General features: G+C 56.0%; 18 protein-coding genes. 8 read left to right on the top strand and 10 right to left on the bottom strand.

Annotation, left to right across the window (positions count from 1 at the left end):
* Positions 1-228 precede the first annotated feature (228 nt).
* The 8 genes from BLP93_RS06685 (at position 229) to BLP93_RS06650 (ending at position 8,328) form a co-directional block, all read left to right on the top strand.
* On the top strand, positions 229-714 hold the full coding sequence (locus BLP93_RS06685) for a methylated-DNA--[protein]-cysteine S-methyltransferase (protein ID WP_161946215.1): 486 nt from the start codon (positions 229-231) through the stop codon (positions 712-714).
* Between the two features lie 42 nt (positions 715-756).
* A complete protein-coding gene (locus BLP93_RS06680) occupies positions 757-1,677 on the top strand; it encodes a TIGR01777 family oxidoreductase (RefSeq protein ID WP_092118936.1) in 921 nt (306 codons plus the stop codon).
* Positions 1,674-2,423, top strand: coding sequence for an acyl-[acyl-carrier-protein] thioesterase (locus tag BLP93_RS06675; RefSeq protein ID WP_092118933.1), 750 nt, complete (start codon positions 1,674-1,676; stop codon positions 2,421-2,423). The genes BLP93_RS06680 and BLP93_RS06675 overlap by 4 nt, the downstream gene beginning before the upstream one ends.
* A gap of 206 nt (positions 2,424-2,629) precedes the next feature.
* Entirely contained in the window at positions 2,630-4,051 is a 1,422-nt protein-coding gene (locus BLP93_RS06670) for a sigma-54-dependent transcriptional regulator (protein ID WP_092118930.1), read from the top strand.
* Between the two features lie 423 nt (positions 4,052-4,474).
* Positions 4,475-5,788 (top strand): KamA family radical SAM protein, encoded by a 1,314-nt coding sequence (locus BLP93_RS06665; protein ID WP_092118928.1) that lies wholly within the window; start codon positions 4,475-4,477, stop codon positions 5,786-5,788.
* A complete protein-coding gene (locus BLP93_RS06660) occupies positions 5,785-6,804 on the top strand; it encodes a D-alanine--D-alanine ligase family protein (RefSeq protein WP_092118925.1) in 1,020 nt (339 codons plus the stop codon). Before BLP93_RS06665 ends, BLP93_RS06660 begins: the two co-directional genes overlap by 4 nt.
* Entirely contained in the window at positions 6,801-7,868 is a 1,068-nt protein-coding gene (locus BLP93_RS06655; protein ID WP_092118922.1) for a D-alanine--D-alanine ligase family protein, read from the top strand. Before BLP93_RS06660 ends, BLP93_RS06655 begins: the two co-directional genes overlap by 4 nt.
* Entirely contained in the window at positions 7,843-8,328 is a 486-nt protein-coding gene (locus tag BLP93_RS06650; protein ID WP_092118919.1) for a GNAT family N-acetyltransferase, read from the top strand. Before BLP93_RS06655 ends, BLP93_RS06650 begins: the two co-directional genes overlap by 26 nt.
* Before the next feature lie 20 nt (positions 8,329-8,348).
* On the opposite strand, the gene BLP93_RS06645 is transcribed toward BLP93_RS06650, so the two are convergent.
* The 10 genes from BLP93_RS06645 to BLP93_RS06600 all read right to left on the bottom strand — a co-directional run bounded on the left by BLP93_RS06645 (position 8,349) and on the right by BLP93_RS06600 (position 16,893).
* The gene (locus BLP93_RS06645; protein ID WP_092118916.1) at positions 8,349-10,103 is read right to left on the bottom strand and encodes a histone deacetylase family protein; all 1,755 of its coding nucleotides are present in this window, start codon (positions 10,101-10,103) and stop codon (positions 8,349-8,351) included.
* Between the two features lie 4 nt (positions 10,104-10,107).
* Positions 10,108-11,145 carry a TIGR03943 family putative permease subunit gene (locus BLP93_RS06640; protein WP_092118913.1) on the bottom strand — a complete coding sequence of 346 codons (1,038 nt, stop codon included), beginning with the start codon at positions 11,143-11,145 and terminating at the stop codon, positions 10,108-10,110.
* A 13-nt stretch (positions 11,146-11,158) separates the two neighbouring features.
* Positions 11,159-12,058, bottom strand: a complete 900-nt coding sequence (locus BLP93_RS06635; protein WP_092118910.1) for a permease — start codon at positions 12,056-12,058, stop codon at positions 11,159-11,161.
* Positions 12,059-12,347: 289 nt separating this feature from the next.
* Positions 12,348-13,694, bottom strand: coding sequence for a TrpB-like pyridoxal phosphate-dependent enzyme (locus tag BLP93_RS06630; RefSeq protein ID WP_092118908.1), 1,347 nt, complete (start codon positions 13,692-13,694; stop codon positions 12,348-12,350).
* A gap of 215 nt (positions 13,695-13,909) precedes the next feature.
* Positions 13,910-14,413 carry a D-glycero-beta-D-manno-heptose 1-phosphate adenylyltransferase gene (rfaE2, locus tag BLP93_RS06625; protein ID WP_092118906.1) on the bottom strand — a complete coding sequence of 168 codons (504 nt, stop codon included), beginning with the start codon at positions 14,411-14,413 and terminating at the stop codon, positions 13,910-13,912.
* Complete coding sequence (locus BLP93_RS06620; RefSeq protein ID WP_092118903.1) at positions 14,413-15,069, bottom strand: redox-sensing transcriptional repressor Rex; 657 nt, start codon at positions 15,067-15,069, stop codon at positions 14,413-14,415. Before BLP93_RS06620 ends, rfaE2 begins: the two co-directional genes overlap by 1 nt.
* Before the next feature lie 102 nt (positions 15,070-15,171).
* Positions 15,172-15,495, bottom strand: coding sequence for an ATP synthase F0 subunit C (gene atpE / locus BLP93_RS06615; protein ID WP_092118900.1), 324 nt, complete (start codon positions 15,493-15,495; stop codon positions 15,172-15,174).
* Between the two features lie 61 nt (positions 15,496-15,556).
* Positions 15,557-16,249: a F0F1 ATP synthase subunit A gene (gene atpB, locus BLP93_RS06610; RefSeq protein WP_092118897.1), complete on the bottom strand. Its 693-nt coding sequence runs from the start codon at positions 16,247-16,249 to the stop codon at positions 15,557-15,559.
* A gap of 4 nt (positions 16,250-16,253) precedes the next feature.
* The gene (locus BLP93_RS06605; protein ID WP_092119026.1) at positions 16,254-16,676 is read right to left on the bottom strand and encodes an ATP synthase subunit I; all 423 of its coding nucleotides are present in this window, start codon (positions 16,674-16,676) and stop codon (positions 16,254-16,256) included.
* A complete protein-coding gene (locus BLP93_RS06600; RefSeq protein ID WP_244148666.1) occupies positions 16,651-16,893 on the bottom strand; it encodes an AtpZ/AtpI family protein in 243 nt (80 codons plus the stop codon). The genes BLP93_RS06605 and BLP93_RS06600 overlap by 26 nt, the downstream gene beginning before the upstream one ends.
* Positions 16,894-17,235: the final 342 nt, after the last annotated feature.

Raw genomic sequence — 17,235 nt, 5'->3', positions numbered from 1 at the left:
TATTGCTCCATCGAATTTATTTTCAACGTCCGTCGTAAGATGATCAGCCGTGGGACGAACGGGGATCATGAGAACAAATTGTTGTTTGATTCAGCTGCAGACTCCAATGGATTATTGCTTCTTGACGACAATTGCCTTCAACGCATGACCGCGGTCGAGGTTGAATCCGGGACCAGGAGTGATCATATAATGTTATGCAGGGATACAATAATTGTTGATTCTTTACTGATGCAGTTGTGCTGGCAGAATGGACTGCTCTTGAACATTTCGTTGCGCTGGAGCCGTTTCGGGGATGTCCGGGAATTCCAAACCGAATGGGGGGAAGTGTTCCAGAAGTGCTTGGAGCGCTATCATGCCAGGGAAGATGCCAAGTGGCCGGATGTGCCGCTTGCCTGGGAAGGGGTCAGCTTTTTTTCCCGGCATGTGCTCCAGGAACTGCGCAAGCTGCCGCACGGCTCATGGTTGAGCTACAAGGAACTGGCTGGCCGATGCGCAAAACCAGGGGCGTCCAGGGCCGTGGGCAGGGTCATGGCTCGCAATCCCTGGCCCATGTTGATTCCATGCCATCGCGTCCTGGGCAGTGACGGCCGGCTGACCGGCTTCGGGCCGGGCCTGGATATGAAAGCGCATCTGCTGCATCACGAAGGTATTCCATTCAAGGAACACCAACGGTCCTTCGCTCACGAGATTCCGGATTCTGATCCTCGGGCGTGATCAAAGAATCCATATGGCCGAAATGGTACACAGGGAGGCGATATGCAGTTTTTCATCATGGGCGGAACCGGATTTGTCGGGGGGCATTTGATTGCCCAACTTCTGCGTCAGGGCCATACGGTTCATGCGCTGGGACGGAGCAGCAACAGCCTGGAGCGATTGCCCCAGGGATGTAAAGCCGTGCTGGGCGATCCGGCACAACCCGGGCCGTGGCAGGAGCAGGCCGCACAGGCCGACGTGCTGATCAACCTGACAGGGCGTTCCATCATGACCAGATGGAACGATGATGCCAAAAAGGAGATCCTGGAAAGCAGAGTGCAGTCCGCGCGCATGGCCGTGCAGGCCCTGGCCGGATCGCAGAAAGAGGGCAAAACCCTGATCAATGCCAATGCCGTCGGCTACTATCCCCAGGACTCGGCAAAGGAATTCGCCGAAGAAGGCCCCCGGGGCACTGGTTTTTTGGCTGAAGTTGCCCAGGCTTGGCAGCAGGAGGCTGAAAAGGCCCGCACACATGGTACTCGTGTCATTGTCGCCCGGTTCGGAACGGTTCTTGGTCCGGACGGAGGCGCCATGGCCAAAATGCTTCCGGTATTCCGAAAAGGGCTGGGGGGGCGCCTGGGCAGCGGCAAGCAGTGGTTTCCGTGGATACATGTCCACGATCTGTGCGCGGCTCTGGAATTCGCGGCCCTGAAGTCCGAAATGGACGGCCCGGTGAATTACTGCGCCCCCGAGAACGTCACTAATGAACAATTCACCAGAACCCTGGGAAAAGTATTGCGGCGTCCGACCATATTCCCGGTCCCCGGTTTTGCCATCAAAGTAGCGTTGGGTGATGTCGGGCAGGTGCTTTTGCAAGGATCGCGAGTCGTTCCCAAGGCGTTGCTGAATGCAGGATTTTCATTTCAATTCGGCAACCTGGAGAGCGCACTGCGTGATATTGTGCACCAGGCGTCGGTCTCATGAGCCAGTCCGTCTGGAGAGAATCCTTCCGTGTTCGGAGCAATGAGACGGATATCCACGGGCTTGCCCGCCTGGACGGTCTGTTCGGCTATTTCCAGGAAGCGGCCGGCCATCATGCCCGGGTTCTCGGGGTCGGCCGGAAGAGTCTGGAGGACCAGGGCTGCTTTTGGGTGCTTTCCAGGTGTTGGATGCAGATTCATCAGTATCCTGCCTGGGGGCAGGAATTGGTCGTCCGAACTTGGCCTCAAGGCGTGGAGCGCCTTTTTGCCCTGCGCCATTTTCGATTTCTTACTGAGGACGGGCAGGAGTTCGGTTCCGGGATTTCAGCATGGTTGATCCTGGATCAGGAAAAACACCGCCCCATGCGGCCCGGTCCCTTTCTTGACGGCATCGTCCTGCCAGAAGAACCCCTGGTCAATGGTGATGTTCTCGTAAAACTGGGATCAATTTCGGACTCGGAGGAATTGCGACATGTTTCGGCGGCCTACAGCGATCTGGACGTGAATCGGCACGTGAACAACGCAGCTTATGTTCGCTGGACTCTGGACAGCTTCGACCTGGAACAGCATAGCCGGCGGCAAATCGAATCCATCCGCATCGACTACCTGTCGGAAACCCTCCCCGGAGAATCCATCTCTGTTCGTGGCCGGGAGGAGGCCGCCGGCCGGCAGGACATTTTCGGGCTGCGTTCCACAACCGCCCAGCCGGTATTTCAGGCCCGGATCACATGGCGGGATCGCATGCCATAAAAGGGCATGAATAGGTGCCCTTGCTCAGCAAGCTTGGTTTCGATAGATGACCGGCACTCCTGGGGCAAGCAATTTTGTGAGGGGCAGCCGTTGAATCTCGTTTGGCAGTGTATGGCCTCAATTCACTTTCCGCTCACCTCCACGCCGCCGACCCACTTTGCATCTTGCACTGAACGAATAACCGCAACCCTTTCACCACACCATCCATGAAACGCATCCTCCTGGCTTCCAATGATCCCGCTTGCCTGAAAGTCGTCAACGAGGCATTTGCTCCAGACTGCAAGGTGGATGCCGTCGTCTCGAAGGGCCAACTCCAGGACAAGGTTTCACGCAAAGAATACGATTTTGTAATGGTGGATATCGGGTATTTGGATATCCAGCCGGACAAAACCGTTGCCGATTACTGCAAGGATTTGCAGTGCTTCTGGCGCAACAATCCCCACGCGGAGATCATCGTGCTGACGCCCCCGGAACGAATTCGCGAAGCCGTATTCGTGGTCAAGGCCGGTGCGGGCAACTATTTGACCTATCCTCTGAACAAGGACGAACTGCTTTTCGTCATGGAGAGCCTCTATGAATCATTGAAGGTGCAGTCCGAGCTGGACCACTTCCGGGATGAGGCCATGGTCGGCGGTTTGTTGCGCATGAGCGAAATGAGAAGTTCCGCAATGCGCAAGGTGTCTGAAAAGGTGCAGTTGGTGGCCAAGTCCAACGCCACGGTACTGCTCAGCGGAGAAACGGGTACCGGAAAGGGAGTCATCGCCCGCAGCATTCATTCCCAGAGCGCCAGGACGCAGGGACCGTTCATCGGCGTCCACTGCGGGGCAATTCCGGAAACACTCATCGAAAGTGAACTGTTCGGTCATGAAAAAGGATCGTTCACCGGAGCCGTGCGCCGCAAGCTGGGCAAATTCGAGTTGGGCGCCGGGGGCACGGTTTTTTTGGATGAGATCAGCACCATCAGCCCGGCCATGCAGATCAAACTGCTCCAGGTTCTTCAGGACAAGGTCTTTCAGCGGGTCGGGGGAGAACGGGACATTCGCCTGGAGGCCCGGATCATCGCGGCTTCCAATGTGGACCTCAAGTCCTTAAGTGTCCAAGGCCTGTTCCGGACGGACCTTTTCTATCGCTTGAATGTCTTTCCCATCGAAATTCCCCCATTGCGGGAACGGCGAGAGGATATACCGCTGCTCGTGGAACATTTTTTGAGACAGTTGAACAAGCTCCACGTCAAGGAGATTCATGGCGTTCATCCTTCGGTTCTGTCCGTGCTGGACCGCTATGAATGGCCGGGAAATGTACGCGAATTGGAAAACATTATCGAGCGGGCCTTTCTTTTGGAGCGATCCCATGTTCTGACGCCGGAGAGTTTCCCCCAGGAAATGTTGGAAGGTCCCGGGCAGGGCGTGACCTTTTCCCTGGATATTTCCCAGCCTCTGTCCGAGGTCCGGCGCCTTGCCCTGGATAATGTGGAACGATCCTACCTGAAGGCGCTTTTGACCAAAAACAGGGGGAGCATCAAGCAATCGGCCAGCCATATCGGCATCACGCCGCGTCAAATGCACAACCTGATGAACCGCCACGGCCTGCGCAAAGAAGACTTCAAGTCAGGTCTCTCCGCGGAGTGACGCATCCGGAGAGAGGGTTCGCCCTCGTCGTTCTCTCAATCATTCGCTTCAGGTTCAAGGTTGAACAGGGTCTCCGATTCCCTTGTCTGCGTGGGCTGCGTGCTCATTATTCTCACCCAACTCGCTGCGACACGAAACGGTGTCCTAACAAGAACCCGCACTTCTGTTTTTTGGGAATGCGGCAAACCCGTTTCTCATTCCTTTTTCCTTGTTTTTCAACAAATTCATCCCATAGCCATTCCGCCTCTCCTAACTTTGTCAAAAACAGGAAATACCGTTTCTTATTGTCTCAAAGTGTTCAACAAATATTCTATAAAAACAAATAGTTGCATTATGGCGCGGTGATTGCTTTCAATATGGAGTTGCAAAATTCACCTTTTTCAACCCCAACCATCTCCGGCTCGTTGAGCCAGAGGAGCAATCATGGAAGAAATTCTGGAACTGGACGTCGAACCTCCTGCTCCTTCGACGTGCCTTGAGCCATGCTCTTTTGCTGATTCAGGCATCACCGAATTGATCAACATTGCCATGGGAGGTTCTATAACCGAACTGCCCAGGCAAAAAAACACGAAATCCACCTTTCCGCTCAATTCGCGTTCGGCCGCGTTTCTCGCCAAACACCATCCGCAGACATCTTCCAGCCAGTGGAACGACTGGCGTTGGCAACTCAAGCACCGCATCACATCCCTTGCCGCCCTGGAAAAAATCGTCGACCTCTCTCCAGAAGAGCGGGAAGCGTTGCAGCCCGGGGGGAACATGCTGCCCATTGCCGTCACCCCTTATTACGCCGCCTTGCTGGACAGGAACGATCCACTCCAGCCTTTACGCCGCTGCGTCATCCCAACCATGGCCGAGCATGTCGCCATGGCCTGTGAGGAAGGCGATCCCTTGGGTGAGGAACACGACAGTCCGGTTCCCGGCATTGTGCATCGCTATCCGGACCGGGTTCTTTTCCTGATCACGGATTATTGCTCTACATATTGCCGCTACTGCACCCGTTCCCGCCGGGTCGGCAAGGAGGAACGCCCTCAAGGCCCCAGTCAGTGGGAGATGGGTTTGAAATACATTGCGAACAACATGGCTGTTCGGGACGTGCTCATTTCCGGGGGCGATCCGCTGACCATGACCGATCACGCCCTGGAGTACCTGCTGCAGCGTCTCAGAGCCATTCCTCATGTGGAGATCATTCGCATCGGAACCAAGGTGCCCATGGTCCTTCCGCAGCGGATCACCCCACGCCTGGTTCAGATGCTGCGCCGTTACCACCCGCTGTTCATCAGCATTCACTGCACCCATGCCGAGGAATTGACTCCGGAAGCCGCTCTGGCCTGCACGCGTCTGGCCGATGCCGGCATCCCTCTCGGCGGCCAAACCGTGCTGCTTAAGGGCGTGAATGACACCATTCCGGCGCTGACCAGTCTGTTCCAGGGATTGCTGCGCAATCGCGTCCGCCCCTACTACCTGTATCAATGCGACCAGGTTGTCGGAACATCCCACTTTCGGACCAAGGTGGACAAGGGCCTGGAATTGATTCGCGGTTTGCGCGGGCATACCTCGGGCTACGCCATTCCCCACTACGTCGTCGATCTGCCCGGAGGCGGCGGAAAAACGCCCTTGTGTCCGGAGTACTTCCGAGGACGGGCGGGCAGGGACTTGATTTTCGAAAACTATAAAGGGGAACAATACCGGGTCCATGATCCGGCGGAACCCGATACCTGCCCCGGAGGCATGCCGTGAAGATCGGACTGACATATGATTTACGCCAGGACTATCTGGCCCAGGGCTACAGCCTGGAAGAAACCGCCGAATTCGACAGCCCGGCTACCATCGACGCGCTCGAAGCCGGAATCCAGGCCATGGGCTTTGTCACGGAGCGCATCGGCAACCTCAAGGCGTTAATGCGCGCACTGACGGACGGGAAGCGGTGGGATCTGGTCTTCAATATCGCCGAAGGCATGCATGGCTTCGCCCGTGAAGCCCAGGTTCCGGCACTGCTGGAAGCCTACGCCATTCCCTGCGTCTTTTCCGACCCCATGGTCCTGGGCCTGTGCCTGCACAAGGCCGTGACCAAGCGCATCCTGCGGGATCTGAAACTGCCGACGCCGGAATTTTCCGTGGTGGAAACCATGGCGGATGTGGATATGGTTGATTTAGACTATCCCTTATTTGCCAAGCCCGTGGCCGAAGGCACCAGCAAGGGCATTCACGGAGCAAGCCTGGTAGATGGCAGGGTGCAGTTGCGCCATGCCTGCTCGACTCTGCTGGAACGTTTTCGGCAACCGGTGCTGGTGGAGCGCTTTCTTTCCGGACGCGAATTCACCGTGGGCATCGTGGGCAGCAGCACGAAAGCCCGCCCCTTGGGCGTGATGGAAATCCTGCTTCTGGAAACCGCCGATCAGCTGATCTACTCCCAGGACAACAAGGAGGAGTATGAAGAGCGGGTGCGATATATACTGGTTCAGGACGAGCTTGCGGCCAAACTTTCCGGATTGGCCCTGGATGCATGGCGGGGCCTGGGCTGCCGGGATGGCGGGCGTGTGGACATTCGACTCGATGGAAACGGAAATCCCCATATTTTGGAGATCAATCCTTTGCCCGGCCTGCATCCAATTCGTTCAGACCTGTCCATCATGTGCGCGTTCCAGGGGATCCCACATGGCGAGCTGATCCGGATGATCATGGAGTCCGCCCTGGAACGGATTGGCCATGCTGGTTCTGCAACCACAAAAAGGGAACTGGTCCTAGCGGCATGAACATCCTGATCGTGCATAATCCGGTGAAAGACTCAACGTCCCCGGATGACGCGGACGTGCTGGACCAGGTCCGCACCGTGGCGACCGCCCTGAACGAACTGGGCCATGAGGCGCTGATCCGGGATTGGCCGCAAGACCTGATCCAGGCCCGGTCCCTGCTGGAAGAGCTGGGGCCGGACCTGGTTTTCAATCTTGTGGAAAGCATCCGAGGATCTGCCAGGTATTCGCACCGGGTTCCGGCGCTGCTCGCGCAGATGAGCATACCCTGTACCGGCTGTTCAGCCGCGGCCTTGGAACGCTCCACCAGCAAACTGAACGCCAAGCAGGTGTTGCAGGCCTGCCGGCTGCCGACTCCCCTGTGGCTGGATGATCAAGGTTCCGGGCCGACCTCGTTTCCCGGCGTTTTCATTGTCAAATCCGTCTGGGAGCATGCATCCTTCGGCCTGGAGGGAGACAACGTGCTGGCCGCGGGGAATGCGGAGATGCTGTTGGCGGCCATTCGTGAACGAGCTGCACGCCTGGGCGGACAATGGTTTGCCGAGGCCTATGTTCCGGGGCGGGAATTCAGCCTGGCCGCGGTCGAGGAGTCCGGAACCCCCAGACTCCTGAACCCGGCGGAGCTGGTGTTCACTGATTTTCCTGGGAACATGCCCCAAGTTGTTGGCTACCGGGCGAAATGGCTGGAGCAGAGTTTTGAGTACCAGAATACGCTCCGCAGGCAGGCATTTCCCGAACATGACACGGCTCTGCTGGATTCCATGCGCACCTTGGCCGAAAAATGCTGGCACGGATTCGAACTGTCCGGCTACGCCCGGGTGGATTTTCGCGTGGATGAACACAATCAGCCCTGGATCATCGACGTCAACGCCAATCCCTGCCTGTCACCCGACGCCGGATTCCAGGCCGCTGCCCAGGCCTCAGGACTGTGCTTCACGGAAATCGTGGATCTCCTGCTCCAGGCGGCACTTCGCCCTGGCAGCCGCGCATCACGAAGAGTCCAACGCATGCCGGCGCACCATTCAAGTCGGGAACTAGGCCATGGATCAGATCAGCTTTCGGCGTGAGGTCCGGGAATCAGACGTTGGCGAGGTGCGGCGGCTAGCCGAGGCCACCGGTTTTTTCAGCACTCCGGAAGTGGAAGTGGCCGGCGAGCTGGTTTTGGAGCGGTTAGGCAAAGGTCCAGCCAGCGGATATCATTTCCTGCTGGCCGAGAACTACCGGGGGGAAGTTCTGGGTTACTCCTGTTTCGGCCCGATACCCTGCACTCGCTTCAGCTTCGATCTGTACTGGATCATCGTGCACCCCCAAACCCAGGGCCTGGGCCTTGGCAAGCGACTGATGGCCGCCAGCGAGGCGCAAATCGCAACCCTTGGCGGCACCAGGGCATATATCGAAACCTCATCCCAGTCCCTGTACCACCCCACCCGGCGTTTCTATGAACGCTGCGGATACACGCTGGAAGCAGTGCTCAAGGATTTCTACGCACCAGGCGATGACAAGCATATCTACTGCAAATCCTGGTAATCTCATTAAAGCTGAAACCGTCACCGACCAAACAATCCCGCGGCCAAGCCGAGGAAAAAGTGTTTGGCGTTGTTGCCCAGGGATCGGATGCGGTAGCCGCCTTCCTGGACGACCAGGGTGGGCAGGCGCAGTTCTCCGAGCATCCGGCCGTTGCGTTCAAAGTCCTTGGCCGTGAAGGTCCAGGAGCCGGTGGGATCATCCTTGGCCGGATCAAGGCCCAGGGCGATTATCAGAGTCCGGGGAGCGAACTTCTTGATCCGGCGCACGGCCCTGGCCAATTCCTCGCGGTAGCTTTCCCCATTCAATCCTTCAGGCAAGGCAATGTTCATATTGCAACCAATGCCTGGACCTTCCCCCTTTTCTTCTTCATACCCGCTGAAATACGGATAAGTGTGCCGGGGATGCCCGTGCAGGGACACGGTGAGCACGTCGTCGCGGTGATAAAAGATATCCTGGGTGCCATTGCCGTGATGGTAGTCGATATCCAGCACGGCGACCTTGCCCAGACTGCTCAAATTATGCGCTGCCGCGGCGGCGGAGTTGAAATAGCAGAACCCGCCGAAGACCCGGCGCTCGGCATGATGCCCCGGGGGCCGAACCAGGGCATAGGCCGCCCGATAGCCTTCCCGAAGGCACAGCGTCGCTGTCAGAGCGCAATCCACGGCCCGCCTGGCTGCAAGATAGGCATTGTGGTTGATGGGCGTGAAGGTGTCGATGCAGAAGTAACCCGCCCGGACGGGCAGCTCCCGGGGCGGCTTCGCTGCGTTGCGGATTGGAAAGACATACGGGTAGACCGATTCTCCGGGCTTGAGCAGGGCCGAGGCGCGTTTCAGATACTCGACCAGTTTGCGGTCGTGCACGGCCAGGATATGCTCCTCGCCGAAGTGACGAACATCGACCCGCTGAAACAAGCCCAGCGGCTCGAGTTCCTTGAGAATGGACTTGATGCGTACTGGAGCCTCCACGTATCCGCGTTCATGCACATGATGGATGTCGTGCCGGTCGTTGACCACCAGGGCGATGCGTTTGTCCTGGTGCAGGATCCGTACGCCAACATGATCCTGGCTTCGACCGTTCTGAGCCTCGTATCGAGGCTCGCGCAGAAGAACCGGATCATCCTGGAAGGATTCCACAACCATGTCCACGTACCCAGGAGGACATCTTCCGGCATATTTTCGTTCCAGAATGGCCCGCGCCGCTTTTTGGGCGTCTTTGCGCCGCAGCGGCTTGTCACCTCGGTCCAACGGGTCGAAGACCAGGTACGGCGGGCATGAGTCACCGGGCTTGAATGGGGTTTCATACGCCGTGCCCGCAATAGGCTTGGCTCCGAACCGTTCATAGAAACGTAACCTGCCCTTGTTTTGCTTGAGAATGGAAGCATCCGGGCAAAGAGCCGGATCATCAGGCAGGCACTCGAAATAAATTCCCGTCAATCCCAGAGCCTTGGCCTCTTCCCGAACCCGAGCGTAGAGCGCGCCGCCGACCCCGGCGCCGGTTTGCAGCTTGGCCGCGGAAATGAAGTCCAGATACCCAAAATGCAGATCCGGAGCGTGCATGAGCAGGGCAAAGCCCTTGAGCCGGTTGTCTGAACCCTCGGCCGCGAAAAGAATGGTCCGAAAACGAAATTTCAAGGGATTGCTGAGCTGTTCCGGAAGCTTGGCTAGATCTTCGGCGGACAGCAAAGGAAACTGTTCCCGCAGGATATCCTGAACTTGGTTGATGATCCGGGCGTCGCCCGGCCAAGTGGCGTCCTGGACGCGGCGAATGCGGAACATGCGCTCAGGGTTCGGATTCAAAAACGAAGGAGGAGTAGAGCCGGGGATAGACGTAGGGCTGGTCCGGGGGCGGAATCATTTCCAGGCGTTCGGCCAGAACCATGGGAAGTTCCTCGTCCATGAACCACGTTGCGGCAATACGGCCGTGAACCCTCACCCAGACGTCATTGGCCGGCAGGGGAAGCTCGTCAACACGCACCAACAGCCCGTAGACCGTGGCGTCAGCCAGGCAGCATGTCACGGCGATGCGGGCCACGGCAATTTCGTTTTCCGCCATGGTTCCATCATGATAGACAAATCCGGAAAATTCCACGCCACGCCCCTTGAAACGGTCCAGATAGGCGGAAATGATCAGCATGGAATCCAGAAAATTCTCGCTGGTAATTGTCAACGCGCTCCGGGCCAGAAGTTCCTCGGACATTTCCTGATAGGTGTCGCGATCATACCAGATGCCGAGTTCCTCCCGCAGCATGGCCTGCTCCTCGTCCAGTTCCGGCCCGAAGTCCATGGCCTGTCCGCTGTCCCATGGAATGTCCTCCTGGAACAGAATGTGGCTTTGCGGAGGAAATTCAAACTCCTGTTGCGGCCCGAAAATTGATCTCTCAGGGGGACGGCTCAAGGAGATTCCTTTTTTCTGGGCCACCCGGCTGTCCAGGAGTTGGTGCGGCAGGAAGAATCCGGCGGCCAGAACCAGTCCGAACAGCATCACCACAGCGGTCTTGGCTTTGTTCGAAAAGCCATGTTCATGGCCGCACCCGCATCCCGCTTTGGTGGAAGTCCCAGGCTGAAACAGCGTCCACAGTCCGTAGACTCCCATGATGCAGAAGCTCACGGTGGAAAAAAACAGAAACGGCTGCATGCGTGGGGCCTGGTAGAGAAGACTCTCGCCGCTGACCAGCAGCGTTGCCTGGAGTGCGGCCAGGGCAAAAAGAATCAGCACCAGGATCAAGCCAAAGGAAAAACCTGGGGAACAGGTATCCCTCGAATTTTTTGTTCCCGCATCGCCATGGGCGGAAAATTTATGTTTAACGGAAGACGTCATGACCCTGATTATCTCACTGGATGCCCAAATAATGCAAGCCCATGACCAGAATGAACACGGCCAGCGTGCCGGAGGCAATGAACACGCCGACAAAGCGTAGCGGAAAGTACCCCAGAAGCATGGCCGTATTCTTCAGGTCCAGCATGGGGCCGAAGACCAGAAACGCCAGCAGCGAGGGTAAGGTGAAGGCTGCGCCGAAGGAGGCGGCCACGAAGGCGTCGGCGGCCGAGCACAGGGACAGCAGGTAGGCCAGAATCATCATGACAATGGTTGCAGACCAGGGCTCGGAGCCGATTTCCAGAAGTACGGCCTGGTGCAGAAAGGTCTGGAAGAGGGAGGCGATCAGCGCGCCGAAGATAAAGTAGCAGCCGACGGTAAAGAACTCGGACGTGGTGTGACGGGCAATTTCGTGCCAAGTCTGCGCTTTTCTGAGGCTCTTGGGCGCGTGACCATGGTCCATGGGCAGTTCCCGCGGAATGCTCTGTTCGAGAGGTTTGCGTAAAAGACAAACCACAGAACCGACAATCAGAGCCGCCACCGCCGAAAGAGCCAGTCGCAAAATCAGGACATCCGGATTGAGCCCGAAGGCGAACAAGGTGGACGCCGCCACCACCGGATTGAGCACCGGGGCGGCCACCAGAAAGACCGCTCCGGCAGCCAAAGGCATCCCCTTGCGCACCAGGCTGCGGATCACCGGAATGATGGCGCACTCGCAGATCGGAAACAGGGCGCTGAGCAGGACCGCCGGAAACAGCGACAGCCAGGGATTGTCGGGGAGCCAGCGCCGGAAAAAATTTTCCGGAATGAGCACCAGAACCAGCGAAGAAAAAAGCGCTCCGAGCAGGATGAATGGAAAGGATTCAAAGATGATGCTCAAGAAGATCATCTTGGCGTGCAGAAGGGCGTCGATCATGGTGCTTGAATATTGGCTGTGGATGTTAGGGCGGAACGGACTCGATGAATGATATCGCTACTTCAGCGAGACAGCCTTGCAATGAAGATCAGCTTGGTGCTGCTCTGTGTGGTAGATTTCGTCAGAATGATAATTTGAAACCAGGGTTTCAAATTATCCTGGACAAATTGAAAGTGTGTAGTTCAAAAATATCCAGGATAATTTGGAACTGAAGGTGATGTTGGTCACGGAGATTCTGCCAAGTTAAATACCCGGCCTCGAACCTTACATCCATATGATCCTGCAAGGCTCAGATATTGATTTTGGGGCATGTGGCCAGTGCGTTTTGCAGATCGCATTCGGAGAACGTGTCGTCCTTGAGGTTGCCCTGGTTGTAGGCGTCGTATGCGCCCAGATCCAGGAGGCCGTGGCCTGAATAGAGGAAAACGATGACCGTGCCCGGATCGCTTTCCCGGGCCACGTCAATGGCTGCCTTGATGGCGTGAGATGTTTCTGGCGCAGGGAGGAAGCCCTCGGTCTGCAGGAACAGTTTGGCGGCTTCGAAGACGTCGTTCTGGTAGTAGGAACGAGGCTCGACCATGCCCTGGTCCACAAGATGGGACACGATGGGCGCATCACCGTGGTAGCGCAGGCCGCCGGCGTGGATGGGCGGGGGAAAATAGCCCGAGCCCAGCGTGTGCATCTTGAGCAACGGGGTCATCTTGGCCATGTCGCCGTAGTCATATCGGAACTCGCCTTTGGTCAGGGTGGGGCAGGCCTTGGGTTCCACGGCCACGAAGCGTGGGCCCTTGCCGTGCATCTTCTCGGGGACAAAGGGCAGGACCAGGCCGCCGAAATTGCTTCCCCCTCCCACGCAGCCCACGAGCACGTCCGGCTTCTCACCGGCCAGAGCCAGTTGCTTCTGGACTTCCAGACCGGTTATGGTCTGGTGCAGGAGAACATGGTTGAGCACGCTGCCCAGAGAATACTTGGTATTGTCATGGGTGGCCGCATCTTCAACGGCTTCGGAAATGGCCAATCCCAGGCTGCCGCCCGAGTTTGGATTTTCCGCCAACACGGCCCGTCCTGCGTTGGTCTTGTCCGTAGGTGACGGGAAGACTTCAGCACCATAGGAACGAATCAAGATTCCCCTGTAGGGTTTTTGTTCGTAGCTGCAGCGCACCATGTACACCGTACACTCCAGCCCAAACATTTTGCAGGCAAAGGAGAGAGCTGTCCCCCATTGCCCGGCCCCGGTCTCCGTGGTCAGGCGCTGAACGCCTTCCTGCTTATTGTAATAGGCCTGGGCAATGGCGGTGTTGGGTTTGTGCGAACCGGCCGGAGAGAGGGATTCGTTTTTGTAATAAATTTTCGCTTTCGTCCCCAGGGCCGCTTCCAGGCGATGGGCCCGGACAAGAGGCGTCGGGCGAAACAGGCGATAGATGTCCCAGACCGGCTCGGGAATTTCGATCCAGCGTTGGCTGGACATTTCCTGCTCGATGACGGCCATAGGGAAAATGGCTTGCAGCTTTTCCGGCCCCAGCGGCTGGTGCGTGACCGGATCAAGGGGAGGCGCCAGCGGCGGGTTGAGATCCGGCAGCACATTGTACCACTGTTTCGGCATTTCCTGTTCCGGCAGATTGATTCGGTAATCCATGAAGATTCTCCTGGATGTGGATTTCACACTCTCACGGCTGGTTGCTCTTAGTACAACTTCCGGAGTTCATGTGCGGGTAACCGGACAGTTAACAGCCGGCTAAAATCTTGTCCTGGCTGTGCCGCAGCACAAGTATGATGACAAGATAGCCGCCGTAAGACGTCCTGAGTCCGAATTTATTGTCTGGAAGAGAGAAGTGTGTCAACTCCAGCAGCTCACGGGAAAGCGGTCCGGGCGGCCTGATGCAGAATGCGCTCGACAATGGAAGTAGTGGAGTAACCCGGTAAGAGTTCCAGGCTGAGAACCTGGCCGCCCCATGCCTCGACCTCACTTGCGCCAACGATGCGATCCTTCGGCCAGTCTCCGCCTTTGATTAAAACATGGGGTCTGATAGCCAGGATCAAATTCAAAGGGGTGTCCTCCTCGAAAGTGATGATCACGTCCACGCACTCCAATCCCGAGAGAACGTAGGCCCTTTGTTCGAGCGAAGTGATCGGTCTGGTCGCCCCTTTCAATCCACGAATAGAGGCATCGCTGTTCAGTCCGACAACCAGGGTTTTGCCATGATTTTTCGCCCGTCGCAGCAGGTTGACATGCCCGGCGTGCAAAAGGTCGAAACAGCCGTTGGTAAATACGATGGGAGCGGGATAAGTGTCTGTGTCATCCAGAAATTGCTGCAAAGTCTGGATTTTCGTGTCGACAAGGAGATGAGATGACATCAATTCGGAGAGGAGTCATGACCTTGAAATTCGCCGGCATTCAGCTTGAAAGTCAAGGCATAAAGGTGGTGAAAAAAATCGACATACTCCACATGAACATGGTTGGGAACATGAATGCGGGCAGCTGAAAAGTTCAGTATGCTTGGAATGTTGGATTCCACAAGATAGTTCGCCGCGCGCTGAGCCCGATCAGTTGGGGTAGTGATGATGCCGATCTCGATGCTCAAGTCCTTGACGTTCTCTTTCATCCGTCTTGGGCACATCACTTCCAGGCCGGCGATTTCTTCCCCGATCTTGAACGGGTCGCAATCAAAAGCGGCGACGACCTTAAACCCGCGCTTGGGAAACCCCTGGTAACGAAGCAACGATCTGCCGAGGTTGCCGACGCCGATCAATGCAACGCGCCAAATGCGGTCGGTACCCAGGGAAACTTTGATGGAATCGATCAGGTTGGGAACGTAATATCCAACACCGCGGACCCCGAATTCCCCAAAGTATGCAAGATCTTTTCGAATTTGAGATGGATTGACTTCGCAAGCACGCGCCAAGGCTTCCGAGGATATAACTTCCACGCCTTCGCCATGCAAGGCTTCGAGAACTTGGAGGTAGACGGCCAACCGCTGAATCGTGGCCCTGGGGATGTGTTTACTTTTCACAGTAAATCTGTTGTGAAAAATTGAACATATTGAGGTTAAAAAAGACCGTCTTCTTTTGGAGAAGACGGTCTTTCAGCAATGTCTGCTTAAAACCCGATCAAACTAACCGATGAAGGGGTTGGCGAACAGCAGGATCAGGTTCACAACCAGAGCGTAAATCGCCAGAGACTCGATGAAGGCCATGCCCAGGAGCAAAGTAACGGTGATTTTGCCGCTGGCTTCAGGATTGCGAGCTGTACCTTCGCAGGCAGCCTTCAGGCCCAGGCCCTGACCAATGCCGCAGCCGAAGGCGGCTACACCCATGCCCAAAGCAGTGGCGAGGGCGATCATGGAGATGGTTGCGGGATCAGCATCGGCAGCGAAAGCGACAGAGGCCAAACCCATCAGGGCAACAGTGTTCAGGGCGATGAGAAACAGTTTACGCATTGGACGAAGTCCTCCTTGAGAAGTGTGTTATTGTTTTGGTCAAATGACCATTTCCCCCGGATTAGTGGGCTTCCTCAAAAGCTCCCTTCAGATACATCAGGGAAAGCATGAAGAAGATAAAGGCCTGCATTGCTTTCATCAAAATGAAGAGAAAGAAGATGGGCAGCGAACCCAGCACAGGCGCAAGAAAGAACATCAAGGCGATAACGATTTCTTCGCCGCGGATGTTTCCGAAGAGTCGAAGAGTGAGCGAAAGCGGACGAGCCAGATGGCTGATCAACTCGATGGGCAGCATGAGGGGCGCCAGCCACCAGAAAGGACCGGTGAAATGTTTGATGTAGTGCAGGCCATGCAACTTGAATCCCCAGTAGTTGTAGTAGAGGAAAACAAAGATGGCCATGCCCACGTTGGTGTTGATGTTCGCGGTGGGGGCGTCGGCGCCGGGAATCAACCCGGAAATATTGCAAAACAGGATGTAGATGAACAGGGTGAACAGAACCGGAAAAACCTTGCGACCGGCCTCGCCCATGTTTTGTACGACAAAATCTTCCATTCCCCCGATAAGCGACTCCCAAACATTTTGGCTTTTCCCTGGAACAAGGGTCAACCGCCGGGTGCCCAGCCAGCCCAGAAAAATCAAGAGAGCGATGATCGCCCAGGAGTAAACGATATGGAGATACGCGTGGGGAAAATGAATTCCCACGGCTTCCAATCCTTCCTCCAGTATAAGAACGTACTGAATTGAACCCGCCATTTGGTCATGCCTCCTTCACTTTTTGCCGGTGAAACCGGAAAACGCCCCAGAACAATATATTGATGATAACCGTCGTGAGCCCTGCCACCAGTGCAGCCACGGGAAGTCCGCTCCAAACGATCAGCGCGAAAAGAATAAACCCTGTGAGGATCATTCGCCCGTAGAACCGAATCAACGAAAGGGCCATGAGGCCTTCCTGCTGCCGAGTAAGGCTTTGCAACCCCTTGGCTAAAAACCAGAAATTCACTGTGACCAGTGCGGTGCCGGAGGCAAACGCCAATGCCGCGGGATGGAATCCGGCAAGAAGCATTATTACGAATGCCAGAAAAAGCAAATAGATTTGATTCCTAAGCAAGGTCCGGAAATCATGCAAGAAAAAACCCTGCCGATGGAGTATTTTTTCAATCCTTAGATTTATATTGCGCATTTTTTTCTGCTTCCTGCCTGTCCAACTCTCTCTGGATCTTTTTGGTTTCCATGTACATGTTCTTGAAACCGGCAATGATCCCAAAGATCAAGAATATCAGGAAAAAAGTAGGCTTTGTTTCCAACCACTTATCCAGATACCACCCGATCAATGCGCCCACGAAAGTCGAGGCGACGAGGTGAATGCCCAGCAGCCCGGCCTGGGAAAAGGGCTGCATCAGGTCTTTATATTTAGATTTGGATCGAAAAAACATTTTGTACAACTTACCTGGAGCAGGATTTTACAGGCATGTTGACGAGAGCCCTGGCTCTCAACACACGACCCACACACATTTTGAACAGCAATAATCCCTGCTCTCTCGTGCAAACATTCACATGACTTCGGCGTCTATCACAGCGCTTTAGAGCAAGTCAACGTGATGGGTAAAAAAAAACAATCACATTTTGTCGCCATTCAAGTGAATTTCAGCGACTTCCAACCTTTCGCCGCCAAAGCGTAGAAACTCGAAACGGATGGCCTTTTTTTGGCGAGACCTGATCAAAAGCGGGATGACAAGATC

It is taken from the genome of Desulfonatronum thiosulfatophilum, from assembly GCF_900104215.1.
Classification (GTDB): Bacteria; Desulfobacterota; Desulfovibrionia; order Desulfovibrionales; family Desulfonatronaceae; genus Desulfonatronum; species Desulfonatronum thiosulfatophilum.
This window is presented reverse-complemented; position numbering and strand designations above follow the sequence as displayed.